This is a genomic window from Dyadobacter sp. CY356 (assembly GCF_021440195.1).
Classification (GTDB): domain Bacteria; phylum Bacteroidota; class Bacteroidia; order Cytophagales; family Spirosomataceae; genus Dyadobacter.
The window spans coordinates 25,923-47,617 of sequence record NZ_JAJTSZ010000006.1 but is presented as its reverse complement, the minus strand read 5'-3'; the positions used below and the strand labels follow the sequence as shown (position 1 = coordinate 47,617).

General features: G+C 40.0%; 23 protein-coding genes. 13 read left to right on the top strand and 10 right to left on the bottom strand.

The genetic code is table 11. From position 1 onward, the window contains the following. Window positions 1–161: 161 nt before the first annotated feature. The 6 genes from LXL81_RS19225 (at window position 162) to LXL81_RS19200 (ending at window position 4,563) form a co-directional block, all read left to right on the top strand. Window positions 162–824 carry a hypothetical protein gene (locus LXL81_RS19225; protein WP_234648389.1) on the top strand — a complete coding sequence of 221 codons (663 nt, stop codon included), beginning with the start codon at window positions 162–164 and terminating at the stop codon, window positions 822–824. 8 nt (window positions 825–832) lie between these two features. Then, window positions 833–1,525, top strand: a complete 693-nt coding sequence (locus LXL81_RS19220) for a porin family protein (protein WP_234648388.1) — start codon at window positions 833–835, stop codon at window positions 1,523–1,525. A gap of 97 nt (window positions 1,526–1,622) precedes the next feature. Beyond that, window positions 1,623–2,318: a GDSL-type esterase/lipase family protein gene (locus tag LXL81_RS19215; protein WP_234648387.1), complete on the top strand. Its 696-nt coding sequence runs from the start codon at window positions 1,623–1,625 to the stop codon at window positions 2,316–2,318. A gap of 144 nt (window positions 2,319–2,462) precedes the next feature. Continuing rightward, on the top strand, window positions 2,463–3,809 hold the full coding sequence (locus tag LXL81_RS19210; protein ID WP_234648386.1) for an FGGY-family carbohydrate kinase: 1,347 nt from the start codon (window positions 2,463–2,465) through the stop codon (window positions 3,807–3,809). Window positions 3,810–3,939: 130 nt separating this feature from the next. Beyond that, window positions 3,940–4,218 (top strand): type II toxin-antitoxin system RelE/ParE family toxin, encoded by a 279-nt coding sequence (locus LXL81_RS19205; protein ID WP_234648385.1) that lies wholly within the window; start codon window positions 3,940–3,942, stop codon window positions 4,216–4,218. 12 nt (window positions 4,219–4,230) lie between these two features. Beyond that, window positions 4,231–4,563 carry a HigA family addiction module antitoxin gene (locus tag LXL81_RS19200; protein ID WP_234648384.1) on the top strand — a complete coding sequence of 111 codons (333 nt, stop codon included), beginning with the start codon at window positions 4,231–4,233 and terminating at the stop codon, window positions 4,561–4,563. A gap of 6 nt (window positions 4,564–4,569) precedes the next feature. On the opposite strand, the gene recG is transcribed toward LXL81_RS19200, so the two are convergent. Continuing rightward, complete coding sequence (gene recG / locus LXL81_RS19195; RefSeq protein ID WP_234648383.1) at window positions 4,570–6,690, bottom strand: ATP-dependent DNA helicase RecG; 2,121 nt, start codon at window positions 6,688–6,690, stop codon at window positions 4,570–4,572. A gap of 97 nt (window positions 6,691–6,787) precedes the next feature. Here recG and LXL81_RS19190 point away from each other — a divergent pair, with 97 nt between their 5' ends. Next, window positions 6,788–7,300, top strand: a complete 513-nt coding sequence (locus LXL81_RS19190; protein ID WP_234648382.1) for a DUF2911 domain-containing protein — start codon at window positions 6,788–6,790, stop codon at window positions 7,298–7,300. 77 nt (window positions 7,301–7,377) lie between these two features. Here the strand turns inward: LXL81_RS19190 and LXL81_RS19185 are convergent, their stop codons facing one another. From LXL81_RS19185 to LXL81_RS19160, 6 genes are all read right to left on the bottom strand, one after another. Next, window positions 7,378–7,674, bottom strand: a complete 297-nt coding sequence (locus tag LXL81_RS19185; RefSeq protein ID WP_234648381.1) for a transcriptional regulator — start codon at window positions 7,672–7,674, stop codon at window positions 7,378–7,380. Between the two features lie 31 nt (window positions 7,675–7,705). After that, a complete protein-coding gene (locus tag LXL81_RS29175) occupies window positions 7,706–8,824 on the bottom strand; it encodes a hypothetical protein (protein WP_310589599.1) in 1,119 nt (372 codons plus the stop codon). A 30-nt stretch (window positions 8,825–8,854) separates the two neighbouring features. After that, window positions 8,855–9,241: a diacylglycerol kinase family protein gene (locus LXL81_RS19175; protein WP_234648380.1), complete on the bottom strand. Its 387-nt coding sequence runs from the start codon at window positions 9,239–9,241 to the stop codon at window positions 8,855–8,857. Then, complete coding sequence (locus tag LXL81_RS19170) at window positions 9,216–9,899, bottom strand: DUF1361 domain-containing protein (RefSeq protein ID WP_234648379.1); 684 nt, start codon at window positions 9,897–9,899, stop codon at window positions 9,216–9,218. The genes LXL81_RS19175 and LXL81_RS19170 overlap by 26 nt, the downstream gene beginning before the upstream one ends. A 111-nt stretch (window positions 9,900–10,010) precedes the next feature. Beyond that, window positions 10,011–10,913, bottom strand: a complete 903-nt coding sequence (locus LXL81_RS19165) for an SMP-30/gluconolactonase/LRE family protein (protein ID WP_234648378.1) — start codon at window positions 10,911–10,913, stop codon at window positions 10,011–10,013. 48 nt (window positions 10,914–10,961) lie between these two features. Then, on the bottom strand, window positions 10,962–11,570 hold the full coding sequence (locus tag LXL81_RS19160; RefSeq protein ID WP_234648377.1) for a thioredoxin family protein: 609 nt from the start codon (window positions 11,568–11,570) through the stop codon (window positions 10,962–10,964). A gap of 335 nt (window positions 11,571–11,905) precedes the next feature. On the opposite strand from LXL81_RS19160, the gene rplU reads away from it, so the two are divergent. The 6 genes from rplU to LXL81_RS19130 all read left to right on the top strand — a co-directional run bounded on the left by rplU (window position 11,906) and on the right by LXL81_RS19130 (window position 17,167). Next, a complete protein-coding gene (gene rplU, locus LXL81_RS19155; protein ID WP_090335300.1) occupies window positions 11,906–12,217 on the top strand; it encodes a 50S ribosomal protein L21 in 312 nt (103 codons plus the stop codon). A gap of 79 nt (window positions 12,218–12,296) precedes the next feature. Then, complete coding sequence (gene rpmA / locus LXL81_RS19150) at window positions 12,297–12,590, top strand: 50S ribosomal protein L27 (protein WP_137340813.1); 294 nt, start codon at window positions 12,297–12,299, stop codon at window positions 12,588–12,590. Between the two features lie 170 nt (window positions 12,591–12,760). Continuing rightward, complete coding sequence (locus tag LXL81_RS19145; protein ID WP_234648376.1) at window positions 12,761–13,357, top strand: NifU family protein; 597 nt, start codon at window positions 12,761–12,763, stop codon at window positions 13,355–13,357. Between the two features lie 154 nt (window positions 13,358–13,511). After that, window positions 13,512–14,585, top strand: a complete 1,074-nt coding sequence (locus LXL81_RS19140; RefSeq protein ID WP_234648375.1) for a hypothetical protein — start codon at window positions 13,512–13,514, stop codon at window positions 14,583–14,585. Continuing rightward, window positions 14,573–15,628, top strand: a complete 1,056-nt coding sequence (locus LXL81_RS19135; protein ID WP_234648374.1) for a ferredoxin--NADP reductase — start codon at window positions 14,573–14,575, stop codon at window positions 15,626–15,628. Before LXL81_RS19140 ends, LXL81_RS19135 begins: the two co-directional genes overlap by 13 nt. A gap of 471 nt (window positions 15,629–16,099) precedes the next feature. After that, window positions 16,100–17,167 (top strand): LacI family DNA-binding transcriptional regulator, encoded by a 1,068-nt coding sequence (locus LXL81_RS19130; RefSeq protein WP_234648373.1) that lies wholly within the window; start codon window positions 16,100–16,102, stop codon window positions 17,165–17,167. A 69-nt stretch (window positions 17,168–17,236) separates the two neighbouring features. On the opposite strand, the gene LXL81_RS19125 is transcribed toward LXL81_RS19130, so the two are convergent. From LXL81_RS19125 to rbfA, 3 genes are all read right to left on the bottom strand, one after another. Further along, window positions 17,237–19,837, bottom strand: coding sequence for a M1 family aminopeptidase (locus tag LXL81_RS19125; protein ID WP_234648372.1), 2,601 nt, complete (start codon window positions 19,835–19,837; stop codon window positions 17,237–17,239). A gap of 83 nt (window positions 19,838–19,920) precedes the next feature. Next, on the bottom strand, window positions 19,921–21,150 hold the full coding sequence (locus LXL81_RS19120; protein WP_234648371.1) for an FtsX-like permease family protein: 1,230 nt from the start codon (window positions 21,148–21,150) through the stop codon (window positions 19,921–19,923). Window positions 21,151–21,168: 18 nt separating this feature from the next. Next, window positions 21,169–21,552 (bottom strand): 30S ribosome-binding factor RbfA, encoded by a 384-nt coding sequence (gene rbfA, locus LXL81_RS19115; RefSeq protein ID WP_137340808.1) that lies wholly within the window; start codon window positions 21,550–21,552, stop codon window positions 21,169–21,171. Window positions 21,553–21,695: the final 143 nt, after the last annotated feature.

Below are 21,695 nucleotides of genomic sequence, written 5' to 3'. Positions count from 1 at the left end.
GGAAAGTTTCTTAGTTAGTTAGGTTGGTAATACTTAGAGGCCGCACCACGTGCAGGCCTCTTTTTTTAATGTTTTTTGTTAAAATAATTTAAATTTTCACAAATCGTTTATTGGTTACATATTCTTCATTATATTGGCTTTGAAATCAACTACTCATAGTCATGAAAAAAACTCTTCTTATTGGTTTAACCGCCTTTATCGGTGTCGCTATGCCCGTTAAAGCACAGCTGCAAAAGGGAACGAAGTACGTTGCCGCAACAATTAATTTCAATGGTAGCCATCAGGCAAGCGACGGCTTGTCAAATTCTGCCAACTATGATACTAAGTATAGTACATTCAATTTAAACCCTTCTTTTCAGTTTGGAAAATTTGTGAGCGAAAATAGAATGATAGGAATAGGTATTGGTACGAGTATGGCCTTTTCAAAAAGCAAAAGTAGCTACTCAGGGCAGGATCATCTATCCAAGAGTGGCAACATTGCCTATAATCTTTCGCCCTACGTAAGACACTATAAATTACTTAGTCCAAAATGGGCTATCTTTTTGAATTCTTCGGTGAATCTGGCTTATCTGCATTTCAAGAATACGAGTAATGGTGAGGCGAAAAAAAACGACGGTTATTCTGCTGGATTATATGTAACGCCAGGTATTTCCTATTGGATCACACCAAGATTTGCTTTGCAAACGGACCTGAATTTTTTGTCACTATCAGCAGGATATAATCATTTGCCGACCACTAAAAATTTCTACTTCAACTCTGCGGTGACAACTGGATTAACTAATTATTTCTCGGTAAGAGCGTCCTGGTATCTTCAAAAAAACTAAATCTGATCATGAAAAATATATTTTACTTCATAGCAATACTTATTTTGGGTTCTTCCCAAACGGCATTGGCACAATGGGAAGGGCAGAAATTCATGTCAGGATCTGCATCGATTATGTTCAACAACAATAATCCTGATTTGCAAAAATCTTCGAATAATTACGGTTATAGTTTCAACGTTGGGTTAGGAAAATTTAAAACCAGTACCAGAGCTTCCGGATGGAATCTCAACACATCCCTTTCCGGTAGCAAACAAAATTTTACTACTAACAATAATGGTATACCTACGAATAATGAGAAAAATGGAATTAATGGTTTTGGAGTTGGAGTAGGACGCTTTTGGCAGTTTTACAAACACTTTAATGAGAAAGTTGGGATTTTCGTGGGACCGGATGTTAGTGTTCGCTACAATAATTCCAGCCAATATTCAAATGCGGGTGATGGGGTTTCTTTGATAAAAACCAAGACAAATGTCGTTTCGCTTTCTGCTGGTTTGAGTGCCGGATTGTATTACAAATTGTCGGAGAAATGGTGGATTACGGGTAATATAGCTGTATCCAATTTTGTAAATACCAATTATTCCATCGTGAAGTCGGGTCCGGATAATCGCGATTATGATATAAGTCAAAAAGCATTTAATTATGAATTTTCACCGTCCTTTCAATTTCCAAGCGTAGGTTTTGGTGTTCGCTATTTTTTATAGAAGAAGTTGAAGTACAAATAGTAAATAATTAACCAAACACTATTAGAAAAACGGTAGATACGCCTTCTTAAAAGGTATCTACCGTTTTTTTGTTTCAATGAAAAAGTATTTTGTTATTCTTGGTGTTCTTTTTATCTCCTCCTGTCACAAGCCAAATTATTCTGCGCTGGACAAATCCTGGGAGCCTGATTATCCGGTAGACCGGTCAGAGAGTTCGATTCAGGCTTTTGAAAAGAAAGATATGGAAAAGATGCCTGCACCGGGTGGAATTGTTTTCACCGGGAGCTCAACATTTACCAAATGGCAAAATGCGGCTCAGGATCTTGCTCCATTACCGATTATCAACCGCGGTTTTGGCGGATCTACATTTCCTGAAGTGATCCATTACGCGGATAGAACTATTTTTAAATATCACCCCAAAACCGTCGTCATCTACTGTGAAAATGACATGTTTGGGGAAAAGTCAAAAACGCCGGAACAGGTTAGGGACGAGTATGTAAAACTTACCAAGATGATTCATGATCATGAGCCAAAGGCAAAGATTTATGGTATTTCATTAAAACCTTCTCCGTCACGCTGGAGTAAAAAAGCAGAGGTTGAAAGGGCGAATAAACTTATCATGGATTTTATAAAAAGTGATCGTAATCACGAGTATGTCAACATCTGGCCGGTGATGATCAAAGATGGTCGTCCGGATGGCAGTATTTTTATGAGTGACAGTCTGCATATGAATGAGGAAGGTTACAAACGGTGGACATCCGTATTGAAACCAATTCTGCTTAAAGACGAGTAAGAGAAATTTGATATCTGGCTGGCAGATTTTGGTGATTTTAAAGATTTAAAAGTACTATTAAGGGTATAGGTTTTAAAGTAAAGTCACTATATTAACCGAAAAAATAGATTTCCGGAGATTAAAAGTGATAGCGCATAAAAAATAATGAAAGTAACGGCGGTTTTTGATATTGGCAGGACCAATAAAAAGTATGTACTTTTTGACGAAAAGTATCAGATTGTAGAGGAGGTGACCGAATCCCTTCCTGAGACAGTTGACGAGGACGGATTTCCGACAGAGGATATTGAACTCCTTACTGAATGGGTTCAGGAGCGTTGGACAGATCTTAAAAATAATCCTAAATATCAGATTCAGGCTGTGAATGCGGCGGCATATGGTGCAAGTCTAGTGCATCTTGATGCCAGTAACAAGCCGGTTACACCATTGTATTCCTATCTTAAACCGCTGCCGGATGCGTTATTAAGCCAGTTTTACAGTACGCATGGTGATCCAACCAGGATCGCACTACAGACAGGTTCTCCTGCTATGGGTATGCTGAACTCCGGAATGCAATTATATTGGCTGAAATACGCACAACCGGAAGTTTACAAGAAAATAATTTCTTCCCTGCATTTGCCTCAGTATATTTTATACTTGCTAACAGGCAGAAAAGCAAGTGATTATACCTCGCTTGGCTGCCACACGGCCTTATGGAGTTTCGAAATGTGGGACTATCATGAGTGGGTAAAAGCAGAAGCAATTCAGAAAAAATTGCCTCCTGTACTAGCTTCTTCTTCTTTTATTTACAGAGATGGAGAGAAAAGTATGCAGTCAGGGTTTGGATTGCACGACAGTTCAGCTGCTTTGGTGCCGTATCGTCTGGCAATAAAAACACCTTTTGTTTTGCTGTCGACCGGAACCTGGTGTATCAATTTCAATCCTTTTTATTCAAAACCATTAACAGGAAATCAGCTGCATCAGGATTGTATGAATTACCTAACGCCTGAAGGTAGCGGTGTTACTACTTCCCGTTTGTTTATGGGGAAAGAACATGATTATCAGGTTGCCCGCATCGCTGAATATTTTGGAAAAGACGCTGATTTTTATAAAGGTGTTGTATTTGATGAAGAAATATTAAAAGCTGATACACCGCCATTTTATTCTGCTTGTATGACAGGAAACGGTCCTTTCCCCGAAGCTAACACCAGGGAATGGCAGGTGAGTGCCTTTGCATCAGCAGAAGCTGCATATCATCATTTGTTGAAAGCGCTGACTGATATGTTGACGGTTTCCCTGAATCTTATTGGAATTAGTGAAGTTCAGGCAATATATATCGATGGTGGATTTTCGAAAAATGAAATTTTCACAAAACTCGTAGCTCACAATTTCCCGGAACATAAAGTTTACGCTACGGATCTGCCATATGCAACTTCGCTTGGTGCAGCTCTGCACGTTACGCGTCCGCAATCTTTTGAATTTTTGGGAGAGATTAAGGAAGTTGTTGGTTTTTAAGTAATTGTATGTTTATTGAAAGCTCCATTTGCTTTGGCAATTGGAGCTTTTTTTATTCAAATATTTCATAATCTGTACGTTATACTGGTATAGATTTGTGCGGTGATATGATCATCATTAAATTTGTGTTATGATAGAAAGTATTCAACACAAAGGACTTAGATTTTTGTTTGAGAATGATGATTCATCTAAGCTAAACGCACACTTAGTTGAACGTTTAAGAGAAATATTATCTTTATTAGATACTGCTGAAACTGTTGAGCAGTTGAATATTCCTGGATATAGATTGCATAAACTGAGTGGTGATCTTAAAGAATTTTATTCTATAAAAGTAAATGCAAATTATCGTATTATCTTTCGTTTTAATAATGGAGACGCTTACGATGTTGATTTCCTGGATTATCATTAAATATTATTAATTATGCTGAAAAGAGAAATGAAACCTGCACATCCGGGAGCTATTTTAAATGGTATGATTGAAGGGCTTCGTGAAGAAACGAATCAGGCATATACTATTTCTGAGCTCGCAAACGGCCTTGGAGTGAACCGTAGTACACTCTCGCTTATTTTAAATAAAAAGTCTGGTATTAGTCCTGAGATGGCTATCAAATTATCAGAAGCCTTTGGTACAAGTGCCGAGCTTTGGATGAACCTGCAAAAAAAATATGATCTATGGAATGCTGAAAAGAAAGTTAGTCGGGAATCAATAAGGCATTTTGTAAGTTCGGAATCCAATACACTTCAATCAGCTTAGTTGCGATCAACTAATCCTGCTCCAATTCGTTTCTTCTTTCCGCATATTACTTAAATGTTTTTTAATCGGAGCATTTTCCGGTAATTCCAGATCAGGATCTGTATTCAAAATTGCTTCGGCTGAAATTCTCGCGGCTTTTAATATTTCTCCGTCCTGGGCGAGGTTCGCAATCAGTAGATCCATTAATCCGCTTTGCTGAGTTCCGGAAATGTCACCTGGTCCGCGAAGCTGTAAATCTACTTCTGCTATTTCAAACCCGTCATTGGTGCGGCACATGGTTTCAAGCCGTAGTTTGGTTTCCTTACTGATTTTATAATCGGTTATCAGAATACAATAAGACTGCTCCGCTCCCCGGCCCACTCGTCCGCGAAGCTGGTGCAGTTGGGATAAACCAAACCTTTCGGCATTTTCAACTATCATCACTGAAGCGTTTGGCACGTTTACACCAACTTCAATAACAGTCGTAGCGACCATGATTTTTGTCTCCGCTTTCACGAAACGGGCCATTTCGAAATCCTTATCCTTCGGCTTCATTTTGCCATGAAGAATACTGAGCGGAACATCAGGAAACGCTCGGGACACACTTTCATAACCATCCATCAAGTCCTTTAAATCAAGTTTTTCAGACTCTTCGATTAAAGGATAAACCATATAAACCTGTCGTCCTTTTGCGATTTCGTCACGAATAAAACCAAAAACAGAAAGCCGGTGTGCATCGTATCGATGGACGGTTTTGATCGGTTTTCTGCCTGCCGGTAATTCATCAATGGCAGAGATATCAAGGTCGCCATAAAGTGTCATTGCCAATGTTCTCGGTATAGGCGTGGCCGTCATCACGAGCATATGCGGACTTGTGTATTTATTTTTAGCCCAAAGTTTGCTTCGCTGCGCTACGCCAAACCGATGCTGTTCGTCAATGACACAAAGACCCAGATTTTTAAACTGTACTATATCTTCTATTAGCGCATGAGTGCCCACAATAATCTGCATCGAGCCGTCCAGAAGCTGTGCATGAATGATTTCACGCTCTTTTTTCTTTGTTGAGCCGGTCAGTTTTCCAATGTTGATACCTAATAAATCCGCAAATTTTTTCAATCCCTGATAATGCTGATCTGTCAGGATTTCTGTTGGTGCCATCAAACAGGCTTGTGCATCATTATCCAGTGCCAAAAGCATCGTTATAAAAGCTACAATTGTTTTTCCGGAACCCACATCACCTTGCAGCAAACGGTTCATTTGTTTTCCTGTTTTCAGATCTTCACGAATCTCATGCAGAACACGAACCTGTGCACCGGTCAATTCAAAAGGCAGATGATTTTCATAAAAATCCCGAAGTAAACCAGTTTTGGTAAAAATCTGTCCGGGATATTCTGTTTTATGCAAAAGCTTGTTTTTGATCAGCCTGAACTGATTGTAAAAAAGCTCTTCAAACTTTAAACGTCTTTCTGATTGATGCAGCCAGGCCTGACTTTGTGGGTTATGTAAATTCCAGAGTGCGTCCGCCTTGGTAACCATCCGGTATTTCTGAACCAGATTTTCCGGTAAAGTTTCATGAATATGCGGTCTTGAAATTTCAAGCAAAGTGCGAATCAGCTTGCCTATCACCTTGCTGTCAACAAATCTTCTGCGAAGTTTTTCAGTAAGAGGATATACAGGCTGCCAATAACCGCCTTTTTCATTTTCAGCTGTCAGTAATTCAATTTCCGGATGTGTGATACTCCATTTGGATCCAAATGCAATTGGTTTTCCATAAACAATATATTCCGCATTTGGTCGCAGGCTTTTTTCAAAATACGTAATTCCCTGAAACCATACCAGCTCCAAAATTCCACTTCCATCAGAAAACTGGGCTACGAGCCTTTTCTTACTTCCTTCACCAACAATCGTCCATTCCCGGAGCCTCCCCTTGATCTGAGCAGCAGGCATAATTTCTGATAACTGGCTGATTCTGTGAAATATAGTTCGGTCCTCATGACGAAAGGGGTAGTGCTGCAACAAGTCGCCATAAGTGAATATTCCCAATTCCACATTAAGTAGTGCGGCCCGCTGTGGCCCCATGCCTTTAAGGAATTCGATTTTTGTATCGAAAAAATTTGTTCGGACGGATGTTTGCTCTCGGGAAGTCATTTTTCAAAAGTACAAAATTTGATCTAAATGGCTTGGTTAACAACTTTTGAATTACGTATTTCGTTTTTGAAACAACAACCATCACTTAACCAAGTTTATGAAATCACTATTTTTTAGTTTATTCCTTACATTAGTAGGTCTGTCATTTGCATCAGCACAAACTGCTCCTGAAAGCCCGAGAATTACTGCCGAAGGCAAAAACGTTACAGTAGCATACGGACAACCTTCAAAACGCGGTCGTGTTATTTTTGGAAAAGAAGGCAGCGGAAGCCTTGAACCATTTGGAAAAGTGTGGAGAATAGGAGCCAACAACGCTACGGAGATCACATTCAAAAAAGACGGAATGTTTGCAGGCAAAGCAGTTAAAGCCGGCACTTATACTTTGTTTGCTACGCCAAACGAAAAAGAGTGGACTTTGATTCTTAACAGCACTTTGAAACAATGGGGCGCTTATAAATATGAAGAAATTAAAGACAAAGATGTTTTGAAAGTAACAGTTCCTGCGAAAACTTATTCAACATCAATGGAAAAACTGACTTTCACTGTGAAAGATACTGAGTTACAATTCCAGTGGGATAAATCGGGTTTTACTGTTCCTTTGAAATTCTAATTTTCAATATCAATAAAAAATCGCCGGTACTGAGCAATCAGGGCCGGCGATTTTTTGTTGCTTTACAACAAGTTGTTTTACATATTTTGCCGGATCATATTTTCTAAAACCTGGAGATGATCTGTGAAAGCTTTTTGTCCTGTTTCTGTCGCTTTATAGGTTGTCAGCGGTTTTCTTCCGTTGAATTGTTTTTCAAACCGTACATATTCCGTTTCTTCCAATGCTTTAAGATGTGACGCAAGATTCCCATCCGTGAGTTGTAACAGCTCTTTGAGCTCATTAAAACTTACAGCATCATTCACCACCAGTACCGACATGATACCAAGCCGTACCTTACTTTCAAAAACTTTATTAAATTTTTCTAACCATTCCATTCTGCCCGCAAGTTATGAAGTCATTCCCGAACTACTTGTTGACTTCCATAAAAAGTAGTGCATCGCGGTTTCTCAGCCAAACGGCCTGATCGCGTAAATTATTTGCCTGAGCCGTTATCAGCGTCGAGGCCAGGCCGGTTCCCAATGATACCCAAAAGAATTTTTTCAACGCATCCCGGTTTCCGGTTATTAACGAAGTAATAGATCCCGCGGATCCAACAAGGGAAATTACCAGAGCAATATTTTTTCTGCGTCTTGACTGCACATAAAGCTGCATACCGCCCGGAGAAATTGTAAATTCACTGCGGATAGCTTTTTGTCCGGTATAAACTATGTTGTCCTTGATATAACTGTTATTTCCCTGAAGATAAATCGTCTCTTTATCATACCATTTTCTGGCCGTGCTGTCAACTGTTATGGGTATCGCTACTTGTGCATGAGCATAACCGGTTGATAAAATTAGAAAAAACAGTAATGTAAAACCTCCTTTATTCGAGATCTTCGAGGCCTTATTTTCGTCCAGATCATATTTTTTGTACATCGCCAGTCCATACACGATGTGCAGTAAGCCAAAACCAATCGCCCAAAACAATAAAGAAAACCCTGTGAAAAATAAAGCAGTACATCCAATAGCGATTTCAAAAATTCCCATATAGGAAACTTCTGGCCAGGTATAGCGACTTGCGTTAACAAGTGCCAATCCGTAAAAAATTAGTGTTGCCGGTAAAACCAGCCAGATATATCCATAAGAAAGCATGGCGAGACAAAAAATCCCGCCCGTTACAAGCGGTATCATCATACTTAATAGCAGCCGTCTCGAACTGCTGTTCCATAAATGAAATCCCCGTTTTCTTCCTTTTCTAACGGTGAAAATAATGCCGACAGCCAGCGAAAAGAACAAGACCAGAAATCCGTCAAGAAGTAAAAAGCGGATTGCTTCGTTTTGTGTTGTGGCAGCAGCTGGTGTGTAAGAAAAACTTTCTGAAAACCAGTCTGTTTTTAAACGAACATAAGCGACGGCCGCACCGATAATCGCAAATAAACCTGCAAAAACACCACTTAATCCGCTTAGTGACAGGAACTTTGAAGACCGTTCCATCAGGCTTCGGATTTCGTTCAGTGTGTGTAACGAGTCTTGATTTGAGGACATATAGATTAAGTCAGATGCTAAAATGAAGGTTTAGTTTATCGTTTGAAATACATCCCAGATTTTGGGCAGGAAAATGAAACCGGCAACAAAGATGGCTGAAATGGCCAGAATTAAAACACCTGCTGCGGCTACATCTTTTATAATTTTAATGGTAGGATGATAGGTTGAAGATATCATATCCGCAATTTTTTCAATGGCTGTATTAAATGCTTCCGCTGCCCATACAAGGGCAATCTGGATTATAATAATACACCACTCTATGTTTGAAATTTTGAAAAAGATTCCGGCAATGAAAACGACCACAGCAGCCAGTAAATGTATTTTAGCGTTGTTTTCGTAACGAAATAAAGTAAAAATGCCAACACCTGCGTACCGGAAACTTTTAATTGCTTTACGAATATTTATGGGTTGATTCATTTCTATTGAGTTCTGCGAAAATATGGAACGCAAAGTACAACAACATCAGCACGAACGAAAACGTGAAGGTATGTTTTATGGCAAACGGATCAATCATGCTCTTCAGAATACCGCGCGAAAGTGCAACGGGATTTGAAACAATGTCCCAACTATTCCAACGGCCATAGCGACCCAGAAATACGCCAAATCCGCTCAGAAACATGGAGAAAGCTACGATCAGCCACGCTACGTATTGATTCCAGCGTTGGGTAAGCAAGCGGTGTACAATTCTTATGGAATAAAGTCCTGTCAAAAAGCCGGCGACTGCAAATGTGAAAATCATAACGGCATCATACCAAACCATGTTTTCCGGTGTAGCCCTGATATGTAAAAGATCTGTGATAATGTATGGTGCATTTGGAAAAAACAGAAGCCAGATGGTAAGATGAACTAACAGCAATAAAGTAGGAGTGCGTTTAACTGTTTCTCTTTCCCAAACCCATTTGATATAAAACAACGGGACCCAGGCCAGAAACAGATTCCAGATCATAAAAATAAATCCCAGGTTCTGAGTCACAACAATCCTGAAAAACAGAAGAGCAACCGAAGACGCTGATACCAAGGCAAGCAATGCGAACTTCGAGTTGCTTTGTAAATAGCGGAGAATTTTGTCCATCATCTTTTGGAATTAATTAAAAGTACTTTGAGTTACAAAGTAAATACAACTAAACTTAATACGCTAACATTTTGAATGATTTTTTAGCGTCTTTCAGAAATGGTTATGGATTGATTATTTTTTAGCAGAATAGGTTTCCATCATCTGCCATTCCCTGCCTGCGGTTTTGGCTTTGAAGGTTTCAAGGCAGCCGCGATCCTGCAAGGTTATGTAGCAGGTTTTTCCATTACTGCCTCCAAAGCAGATGTTGGATACTTTTTTTCCGATTGTTGTAATGGTTTGAATGACTTTTCCGTCAGGTGAAAGCACTGCCACTTCTCCTTTTCCGTGACGGGCTATGTATAAATTGCCTTCAACATCACAACGCATGCCATCCATTCCACCATCTGCAAAAGTATGGATTAGGCGTTTGTTGGTTAAGGTTCCGTCACTGGCAAGATCAAAAGCCCAGACATTTCGTTGAACACTTTCATTAACGTAAAGCGTTTTTTCGTCCGGACTAATGTCGATTCCGTTGGTTGTTCCCATTTTTTCGGCCACAAGTCTTGTTTTTCCTTCCGGAGAAACATGCCAGATCTGTCCTGTGCCGTCTTTCCAGTTTGGATCTGAACAAAATATATGTCCGGTTTTTGTAATGGCCAGGTCGTTTGGCTGGTTCATTTTTGGTTCATTGGCAAAAACGGTAACAGTCTTTGTAATGATATCGACTTTCAAAACATTGTGTCCTGTAAAATCGGCAACGTAAAAAGTATTTTTATCACCAAAACGGATTCCGTTTCCGGTACTTCCTTTGGGCAGCGTAATAAAAAATCCTGATTTGCCTCTTTTGTTCATCTGGGCAATAGTCCCGTCCCTGGCAAAATTAACCGCATAAACATTCCCTTCAGAATCCACAGCAGGGCCTTCACAATTAGCAGTGAACTCACCTTCAGCGGAAAATTTTTTGCTTGAAGTCTGGGCAAAACAAAAACTTTCTAAAAGACAAAATGTGCATAAAAGGTAGATAAAGGTTTTCATGGCAGAGTAAGGTAGGAATTGAGGGAATTAAAAGATAAGTTTTTAAGATCAGTTTTTCCACTTAACAGCACATCCAATCGGCTTGGTTGATAAGGTTACGACTGGTTTTCCTTCTAAAAGGTTTGTTACGGCTTCATCAACATAAAACTTGTTCGCCCCTGCCGGATCCTGTGGATTGTCGTCGATCATACCGATATATGCAACCGTAAATTTGCCATTAACTCTTGTCAGCACAAAAGCCTGTGGTGTACGGGCCACGCCAAAAGCGCGGGCGGTTACTTGCGTTTCGTCAGAAAGATAAGGGTAGGTATATCCTTTGGAAGACGCCCGTTCCTTCATTTTTTCAAAGGAATCGTCCATATGGGTGCCCGGATCACTTGGATTTATCGCAATCACCGGAAAGTTCCGGGATGCGTATTTATTGTTTAAAGCAATAATTCTGTCTTCATAGGCCTTTGCAAACGGGCAATGGTTGCTAGTAAATATTACGATCATTCCCTTTGCAGCGTTGTAATCAGCAAGCGAGACCGTTTTCCCATCTATATTTTTCAATTTAAAAGCGGCAACGGCGTCACCAACCTGATAACCACCGTTTTGTGCAAAGACGGAAGTTATGCTGATCAATGTGATAAGTGAAATCCACAAAAAGTGTTTCATCTTTCTAAGTTTAATAATCATTCAATGCTCATGACGTTAGATAACATAAAAGTAACCCAAACAAATGTTAAGTATTGTTAATGTTAGCAAAAGCGGTCAGCCGCGCTTCCTACCCTTATTATGACGTGAAATAACCCGATGGCAAGTTCACCGCTAAACATACGAAATTTACTTATTATTTCACGTTTCTATTGCAATACGCACCAAAATGGTGACATGTTGAAACATTTTTTACATAATTCAAATGATAATTAAGTTAAAGCGTTGTGATTCTGTGGATATCTGCTTATCTTTGCACCTCGTTTTTGAATATCAGTTTACTATAAATTATTATCATGTACGCAATCGTAGAAATCGCAGGTCAGCAATTTAAAGTTGAAAAGGGTCGCGAAATCTTCACGCATAGGCTTGAAGGTGACGTGAACGCTGCTCTTGTGTTTGACAAAGTCCTACTCGTTGATAACGAAGGCACAGTACAAGTGGGTGTTCCTACAGTAGCAGGTGCTTCTGTAAAAGTTACGGTGCTTGAACACCTGAAAGGTGAAAAAGTGATCGTCTTCAAAAAGAAGAGACGTAAGGGTTACAAAGTTAAAAATGGTCATCGTCAGTATTTGACTAAGATCAGCATCGACGAAATCGTAGCTTAATTAAAAGCGGTATTCCGCTGCGGTCTGGTATTTATCAGGCTTATTCACAATCATCGAAAAAATTAAAAGTTAAGATATCATGGCACATAAGAAAGGTGTAGGTAGCTCTAGAAACGGACGTGAATCAGAAAGCAAGCGTCTGGGTGTTAAATTATTTGGCGGAGAGCACGCGAAAGCGGGCAATATTCTTGTTCGTCAGCGTGGAACAAAACACAATCCGGGCAACAACGTAGGTATCGGTCGTGACCATACTTTGTTTGCTTTGGTTGAAGGACACGTTGTTTTCCGTAAAACTCGTTTGAACAAATCTTTTGTTCATATCGAACCTATCGCGGTTGCAGCTGCTCCTGTTGAAGTTGTTGCAGAAGCATAGTCAAAAGATTTTCGGTTAAGGCCGTAAAAGATTTTCAAAAACCCGACGGATATTTCCGCCGGGTTTTTGTTTTTAATAGTATGAATTTAAACCAAAAATATATTTCCTGTGTTCTTTGCAAGGATTGAAAGAGTCAAATCATCCTGTATCACTGAATATTATTATTTATCATGTTATCACGTCCTGTTTTTGTATATACTGAATTAAGTCCGAATCCGAACTCTATGAAATTCGTATTGAATTTCGAATTGGTACCGGAAGGTCTTTCGTTTGATTATCCATCGCTGGAAGCAGCAATGGAAGAAGGTAAAGCTTCACCTCTGGCGGCGGATCTTTTCCAATTTCCGCATGTACAAAGGGTTTTTATTGCGAGCAATTTTATAACAATTTCCAAAGGTGATGATATCGCCTGGGAAGAAGTTTTGCGTGATACAAAACAGTTTATCAAAATATATTTTGAAGAAAATCATCCTGTGTTTTTTCAGGAAACGATTGAAAAAAATACACTGATCGTAGATGCAAGAGATTCTGATACTGTTCAGAAAATTAAAGCAGCTCTTGATCAATATGTGAGGCCAGCTGTGGAGTCTGATGGTGGCGCAATAAATTTCCATTCTTTTAATGAAGATACCGGAACGGTGAAAGTTTTGTTGCAAGGATCATGCAGCGGATGCCCATCATCTACTTTGACCTTGAAAGCAGGAATTGAAAATTTATTGACGCGTATGGTGCCTGATGTGAAGGAGGTTGTTGCAGAGGGGGTTTAATATATTTGCAATCGGCGGTTGGTTATCAGCAGTCGGCTTAGATCGTTAATAATCCAAATTTGAAGGCCGAAAACTGATAGCCGACGGCCAAAAGAAAACCTTGCCTTCGGGCAGGGTTTTCTTTTTTTGATTGCAATTTGCTAGCTTTCGGGCAATGGGAAATGGTTTAAAGTTTTTTATTGATAAAATAGTTAATCTTCAATCGGATGGCGACAAATATTTTCCGGTGGGAATGTTTCCGGCTTATCGTGATAATGCACTGATTGGCTATAACCGCCCGGATACTACCATATTTTTTTCTGCCATAATTGCTTTCACTTTGCAGTCAGTTCGCGAGAATTGCGATTTGGAAACACAGCAAAAAATTAATTTTGTTATATCAAAAGTCGTTCAGAATTATCCTGATTTTGAGAACAAGGATGGTTTGAAAACCTATAATTTCTGGAAAACCAAACCTTCAAAACATTTCCCAAACGGTTATCTCTTTCGTCATTTTGAACATTTCAGGATTCCGGATGATGTTGATGATACTGCCTTTGTTTATTTGACTTCAAATCCTGAAAAGGATGAAATTTTGTGGTTGAAAGAAAAGTTGAAACTACATGCAAATGGTTCGAAACAATGGATACAAAACACGTATCCGGAATATCAGAAACTGAAAGCGTATTCAACCTGGTTTGGGAAGGATATGTATATTGAATTTGATGTCTGTGTGCTGAGCAATCTTCTTTATTTTGTTTTCAAAAATGATTTGCCACTTAATGAACATGACGAGGCCAGTCTTGAATATATCCGGTCGGTCATCGCCACAGCTCGTTATCTGACCGTTCCGTTTCGTTGCGCCCATCAATATCCACGAACGCCTCTGATCATCTATCACGTGAGCCGGCTCATGGCTGCTTTTGATCCTGTTCAACTACAACCGGTAAAAGAAAAATTGATTGAGGATACCATTCAGCTTTTGAAGGAAACAAAAAATCCGATGGATAGGGTTATTCTTTCAACTTCCCTATTACGGTTTGGAATAAAAACAGAACGGATTGCGGTGGAGAATTTCACAGCCCGGGATTTTAAAAATTTCTATTTTTTCATAGCCGGATTAATGACGGCCTATGAAAATAAAATACTTTACAGGATTTCCAGCAACAAAATATTCCATATGCACTGGCTTTGTGAAGCGCATAACTGGACGCTGCTGGCTGAATATGAAACCTTATGGAACAAATAATTGACTCGACAATGCTTCTGCGTGTAAGGCAGATTATTGTAGAAAGTTATGATACCAAAACATTTGTTTTTGAACAACTGGATGGGGGAAAATTACAGTATCAGGCGGGGCAGTTTCTTACCTTCCTGATTAACAGGCACGGACACGAAATCAGACGATCTTATTCGATGAGTTCTGCGCCGGCCACGGACGAGTTTCCGTCTATTACTGTTAAAAGAATACCAAATGGGGAGATTTCCCGGTTTTGGATTGATTTTGTACATGAAGGTGATATTTTAACAGTTCTTCCGCCGTCGGGTCGGTTTACTTTGGAAAGGCCAAGTGGTTCGTCACGGGATATCATTCTGATCGGTGCCGGAAGCGGTATTACACCGTTATTTTCCATTTTGAAACAGACACTTACGACTGATCCGGCAAGTCAGGTTACGCTGCTTTATGCCAACAGAAATGAAAAAACAACTTTGTTCCTGGAAAAAATTGAAGCCTGGAAAACGCGTTATCCTGACAGACTTCATGTAATTCACATTCATAGCAATCCATCCGATCATTGGAATGGTGTAAGGGGAAGAATTAATAACACACGGCTTGAACAAATGGTCAGAGCTGCGATGGTTTATGAACCTAAAGAAGCGCGCTTTTTTATTTGCGGGCCTTATGGATTAATGCGTTCGGTTGAAATTACCTTACATTATCTTGGTTTTAGAAAAGAGCAGATTAGAAAAGAAAATTTTGTTGTCGGAAGTCCTCCGGCGGCTCCCAGTGAAAGTAAGGCATATGAAATTAAATTGAATTTTAAAGAACAGGAATACAGATTATTCGTTCCGGCGGATAAAACAATTCTCCAGGCGGCGTTAGATTCGGGCATACATTTGCCTTATAGCTGCAAAGGTGGTGTGTGCGCAAGCTGTGCCGGTGTTTGCAAAAGAGGTGCTGTGCATATGACCATTAATGATGTTTTGACAGACAATGATCTGAAACAAGGCTGGATTTTGACATGCACAGGATACCCGCAAAGCGATGATGTTGTTGTTGAAATAAAATAAAAAGAAAACAAAAAAGCGTGCAGAAGAAAATCCGCACGCCTGGTAAAAGAGTTTAGAATAAGTGGGTAATTTTATAAGGGTTTAGGAATAATATTATGTGTTTGAAAATTACTTAAACAAAACAATGGTTATAGCTTTAATCTGACAAATTTTCTCGCAACATTTTATTATAATGCAAAATTAATTGTAATCTGTTATGATGCAAGCATTTTTTACTAAAAGTGCACGAGCACACGGTAAGTTTCCTACAATGTGCACGAACACATATTATTTTAATGCAATTGCTGTTAGATTTGTAAATCTAGTACACAAAGTTTAAAAATCAAGGAAATTTTAAATAATGTATTGAAATTTTATTGTTTTTATAGATTTACCTCTCGTATCTAGTTTTTTGAATAGTCAGTCCATCATTGTACTATTTTTATATACACTTTATTGGGTTAAATTCCCGTTCGTTATTTTCAAGAACCAGTGAAAAAGAGAATTGTCAGAATAAAAGATATTGCGGAAAGAGCTGAAACATCGAAAGGGACGGTGGATCGGGTGTTGCATAACCGCGGGCGGGTATCGGAAGAGGTGCGTGAAAAAGTTTTGAAGATCATTGAAGAAATGAACTACGAGCCCAATTTCCTGGCTCAATCACTAAAAACACAGCGAACTTATCAATTTATAGCGTTGGTTCCGGATCCAAAAACGGATCCTTATTGGGAAGCTCCTGAAATCGGACTTGCCAAAGCAGAGAAAGAATTGAGGCAGTATGGGATTTCAATAAGCCGTTTTATTTTTGATCCCCATGACGAGGAGTCGTTCATTTCAAGAGCTAGGGAGGCTACTGCCGAGAATCCCGATGGTTTGCTGGTTGCTCCTTTGTTTTACAAAGAGGTTCTTCCGTTTTTCAAAGAATGGGAAAATTCCAATATTCCTTACGTGCTATTCAATACCCAGATCGCAGATGTTAACCCGCTGTGTTACATTGGGCAGGATTCCTATCAGAGTGGATTTTTGGCAGCCAAAATCCTGACTTTTGGACTTCCGTCGGCATGTACCATGATGGTTCTTCACATCAATGAAGATTTACCAAACTCCGCACATTTAATTACCAAGGAAAAAGGCTTCAAAGATTATTTCGTTAAGAACAACCTGACAGACAAATACAGGGTGATTGAGACTGAAATCAATTTTGTCCAGGGGGAATCATTTGATGAAAAATTCGGTCAGATAATATCTTCTGCGGGCGATCTGAAAGCAATCTATGTAACCAATTCGAGAGCTTTTGAGATTGCCGGTTATCTGGAAAGAAATCAAATCAAAGATATTAAGTTGATCGGATACGATCTGGTACCGCGGAATATACATTATATCAATAACGGCTATATTGACTTTGTAATCAACCAGAATCCGCTTGGGCAAGGTTATTGGGGGATTTTTCAGCTTGCCAATTATCTTGTTTTTAAGAAAGAGATTGCTCCGATAAAATTTCTTCCACTGGATATTATCACCCTTGAAAACCTGGAATATTATCTGGATCCGGAACAATAGGAAAAGGAGTTTAACAAAAAAGAGGATTTCAGCCATGCCGAAATCCTCTTTTTTGTTAGCACTGAATTCTTATAATTCACCAAACTGGGTATACATTTCTTTCAGTTTAGGCTCAGTTTCTTTTGCCCGGATATCTTTCCTGATCGCCGGTACGCCCTGAATATCTGTTAACAATCCCAAAGCCTGGTATGCACCAAAACGGACAAAATAGGAGGGGCTATTGCGCGCCATTCCTTCAAGCACAGGAATACTTTTACGCTGCACATCCTGTTTTGATTTGATGAGATATTTTCCGAATACCTGAAGGAAATTATATTTTTCAGTTGGTTTCATGCGCTTCATTTTTTCAAGAAACCATTCGTAGCGGTCGGGTTCTGCCAGACCGGCATAATAATTTCCAACTGCGGCCACCACGGCATCATCCGGAGAATCTTCAAACTGTGCGGCAACATCTTTGGCATCTGCCGGCTGGTTTACAAGATATTTATCAAGAGCCACTGAAACAACCTGATAAGAGCTGTCACTCAACGCTTCCCTGAAAACAGGATCATTGTTGTTATCCCCAAAAGAAGCAAGCGTAATGATCGCCTCTGCACGTACCTGCGGATGCCTGTCTGTCCGCGCACGGCTCTGGATTATTTTTTCAACATCAGCAAATCCATCACCGTCATACTCCGCAAAGTTAGAAATGGCCATTTGGCGTAGTTTCCAGAAAGGGTCTGTCATTCCTTTGATCAATACATTTCTGGCGGTAGAATCTTTTAATTTACCTTCCAGTTGCGCCAGTGCCTCATATTTTTGTAAAAACTGGTCTGAATGATTGTATTGATAAACCAGTTCTGCACGGTCTTTTTCCTGTTCAATACTACCAAGTAACTGAGATTCGGCATCAAAAATTACCAGATCAGGCTTTTTAGCTGATGGGAATTCCAAGGTTTGATTCACCTTATCCACCAGCACGTTATAACGGTTTTTCTTTCCGCCCGTCCAGACATCAACTTTCAAAGGTAGTCGGTAAACCGTTGAGGCCAGCGTGTCCTGGGTCTGTGTAATTTTCAACAAAACCTTATTCGTAGTTGTCGAATATTCCTGTTTTATTTTTAACAAAGGATGTCCCGGACGTAAAAACCATTGGTCAAAAAACCAGTTCAGATCTTCGCCTGTTACTTTTTCAAAAGCTTCACGGAGATCAGAAATTTCGGCTGTTCCCAAAGCGTGTGCTTTCAAATATGTTTGTAATGATTTAAAAAAAGCATCGTCACCAACATATTTCCTTAGCATATGCAAAATTCGTCCGCCCTTTGCGTAGGAATGGCTGTCAAACATATTTTCCCGGTCTTTGTAAAAATACCGGATCATAGGCACCTGTTTCGTTTCCGCTTCTGCCAGATATGTTTTCAACTCCTGCAAATTCTGCCAGTCAGCTTCATTTCTTCCAATGTAATATTCACTCCACAAATATTCAGAGTAATTGGCAAAAGATTCATTCAGTGGTAGTTGACCCCATTCTTCGGCCGTAACGTAATCACCAAACCAGTGGTGCGCCAGTTCATGCGCAATAACCGCATCTGAATTTCCATCTAATATGGAACGGGCATCTGTTTGTACGCCTTCTTCATGTACCGTCGCTGTGGTATTTTCCATCGCACCGGCCACGAAGTCTCTCACTGCAATCTGTGCGTATTTTTCCCAGGGATATTCAATTCCGAAAATATTTGAAAAGAACGCCATCATTTCCGGTGTGCGCCCAAAAATCGCATGTGCATCTCCGCCGTATTTCGGCTCAACATAATAGCTAAGCTCCAGTCCGTTTGGCATCATATCTTTGGCAACAGCAAAATCCCCAACGGCAATCATCGTCAGGTAAGGAGCGGCGGGAAGCGATTGTTTCCAGTGATCCGTCCGCAGACCGCTGTTATCAGGTTCCTGGGAAATCAGCAATCCGTTGGAAAGCGTTTTATAAGTACTGTCAACCGTTACGTAAATATCCTGCGTGAACTTCACATTAGGCGCATCAACGGTAGGAAACCAGCAGGAACTGCCTTCTGTTTCGCCCTGTGTCCAGATCTGTTTCGGCTTTCCTTCATCCATTCCATCCGGATTGATAAAATATAAACCTTTCTCATTCGGGTTTTCGTTCTGGCTTTCGCGAGGAAGTTCATTGGGTTTGGCAACATAATCGATTTTGACTACAATCGTATCTTTTGACGTATATTCCTTTGCAAGTTTGATAACCAGCTTACGCTTGTCATAAGTAAAATCCAGCTTTTTGGCAGATTTCCCAGAGATTTCCTTTAATGAAGCAGAGCCGAAATCTCCCGGATCGGAAAGTTGGGTAATACCTTTAATGTCAAATCCTTTTGCATCCAGCTCGATCGTGTTCTGAGAATAAAAATGCGGCTTCATGGAAATGATCGCCGTGCCGTGAAGATGCTGCCGAAGCCAGTCAAATTCAACATCCAGCCGTGTGTGGATAAGATCGTGTTTGAGCGTTCGGGTAGGTCGGTATGGTCCCTGACGGGTGATGACGCCTGGGTTTCTTCTTAAAACAGTATCTCTTTTTGCAATGTGACTTCCGGCATTTGCGCTAAAAGCTATAAATAATAAGGCTATTCCAAAGAAGTTGCAGAGGCCGTTACGTAGTAAAACGCTATTTTTTTTATCGGTCATATCTGCTTTTGGTTTGGACATATTTTTAAATGTGGTCAAAGTGTTGAAGTGTTAAACGAATTACTTTGAAATCGGTCTGAACTCTAAACGGTCAGTGTCTGGCCGGATAAAGCAGCTCGTCGTGCCGGAATATATGAAACGGCCAAGGTTATGATAACGATAATACCTGCCGTTAAAAGTATATCCTGCCATATTAATTTCACAGGATAGGCATCAACAAGTGCTGTGGACATGCCCATGGAAACGAGTCCGTAGCTCATCTGCAACCAGCAAATAAGTATGCCACTCAATATGCCGACGATCGCTCCCGACAATGCGACGATCGCTCCTTCGGCCAGAAATATGTTTCTGATTAAGGAAGGCGTAGCGCCAAGTGCGTACAACATGGAAACATCTTTTTTCTTTTCAATCGCTAACATGCTGAGGGAGAAGAAAATATTGATTGCTGCCACTAAAATAATAAAGGATAAGGTAACGGCAACAAACAATTTTTCAACACGAATAGCACGAAGCAGATCTGCGTTCATGGCATCCCGGTCGCGGACTATAAATTTGCTGCCTAATTTAGAAGCTATCTCCTCCGCAACATCTTTTTCAAGATATCCGTTTGATACGATTTTTATTTCCAGAGAAGAACGCTGACCCTGATATTGAAGCAAAGATTCAACGACAGGCAACGGTGCTATGACATAATCATCATACCTGTTTTCAATAAAAAATACACCGCCGGGACGGATTACTGTTTGGTTGAATGCTTCGGTGGAAGTAACATTCAGCGTTTTTGTTCCTGTTTTGGGATACCATAATTCCAGAGGCGTAATGATATCTTCCAGTGAAATAGATAATGCATTTCTCACCCCTTCCGATATGATCGCGTAAGGCGTGCCATTGGGTCCGTACAGTTTTAATGAGCCTTCAATCAAAGCGGTATCTAATTGTCCGCGCTTCGCGAAGGTGCTGTCTACGCCTTTTAATCTAACAATGGTTTGTTGATTACCATATCGCGCCAGCGCATTGTCTTCGATAACCTGTGTGACAATGTTTACACCTTCAACTGATTTTACAGATTTCAAAATTGAATCAGAAACCAGAAAACGTTTTCCTTCGGCGGGCGTAATAGTTACGTCAGCATCAAAGGTTTTGAACATTTTCCGGTTCAGATCTTCCATTCCATTAAAAACAGAAAGCACGACAACCATTGCCATCGTACCCACGGCAACGCCGGCCATGGCGATGCGAGCGATCACACTGATGAAGCTGCGTTTATTTCTGGAAAAAAAATAGCGAATGGCAATTCGGTACGAAAGATTCATTGTCAGTATCGCGAAAGATCAATTCGTTTCTTCTTCTTCGTCCGGTTGAGCAGGAGGAATTACAATATCTGCAAACAAAAGATCCATTTTTGCTGCGTATTCGGCAGTATCATCAATATAAAATTGCAGATGAGGCACAATCCTTAACTGATGACGAACACGTTCAGCCAGTTTTTGTCTTATAAATTTGGTATTTTCCTTTATCGTTTCAAGTAAAAATAACTTATTCTTCTCTGGTAAAAAACTTAGATATGCCCGTGCAATTCCCAGATCAGGAGAAACGCGTACAGCGGTAATCGTCACGAAGGTGCCGTTTACCAAATGTTTTGCATCCTGCTGAAAAATCTCACCTAAATCCTTCTGGATTTGTCTCCCTACTTTTTGTTGTCTCTTCGATTCCATCTTTTTCTGAATTGGCGACTTTGGAATATGGTATAATCATCCTGATTATCATTCCGCTATCACCCTTTACTTCTCTTACCTTCTATATTTAATACAAATATCCATACTTATTTTGTTTTTGTAGACCCCTCCGTTGTAATTTC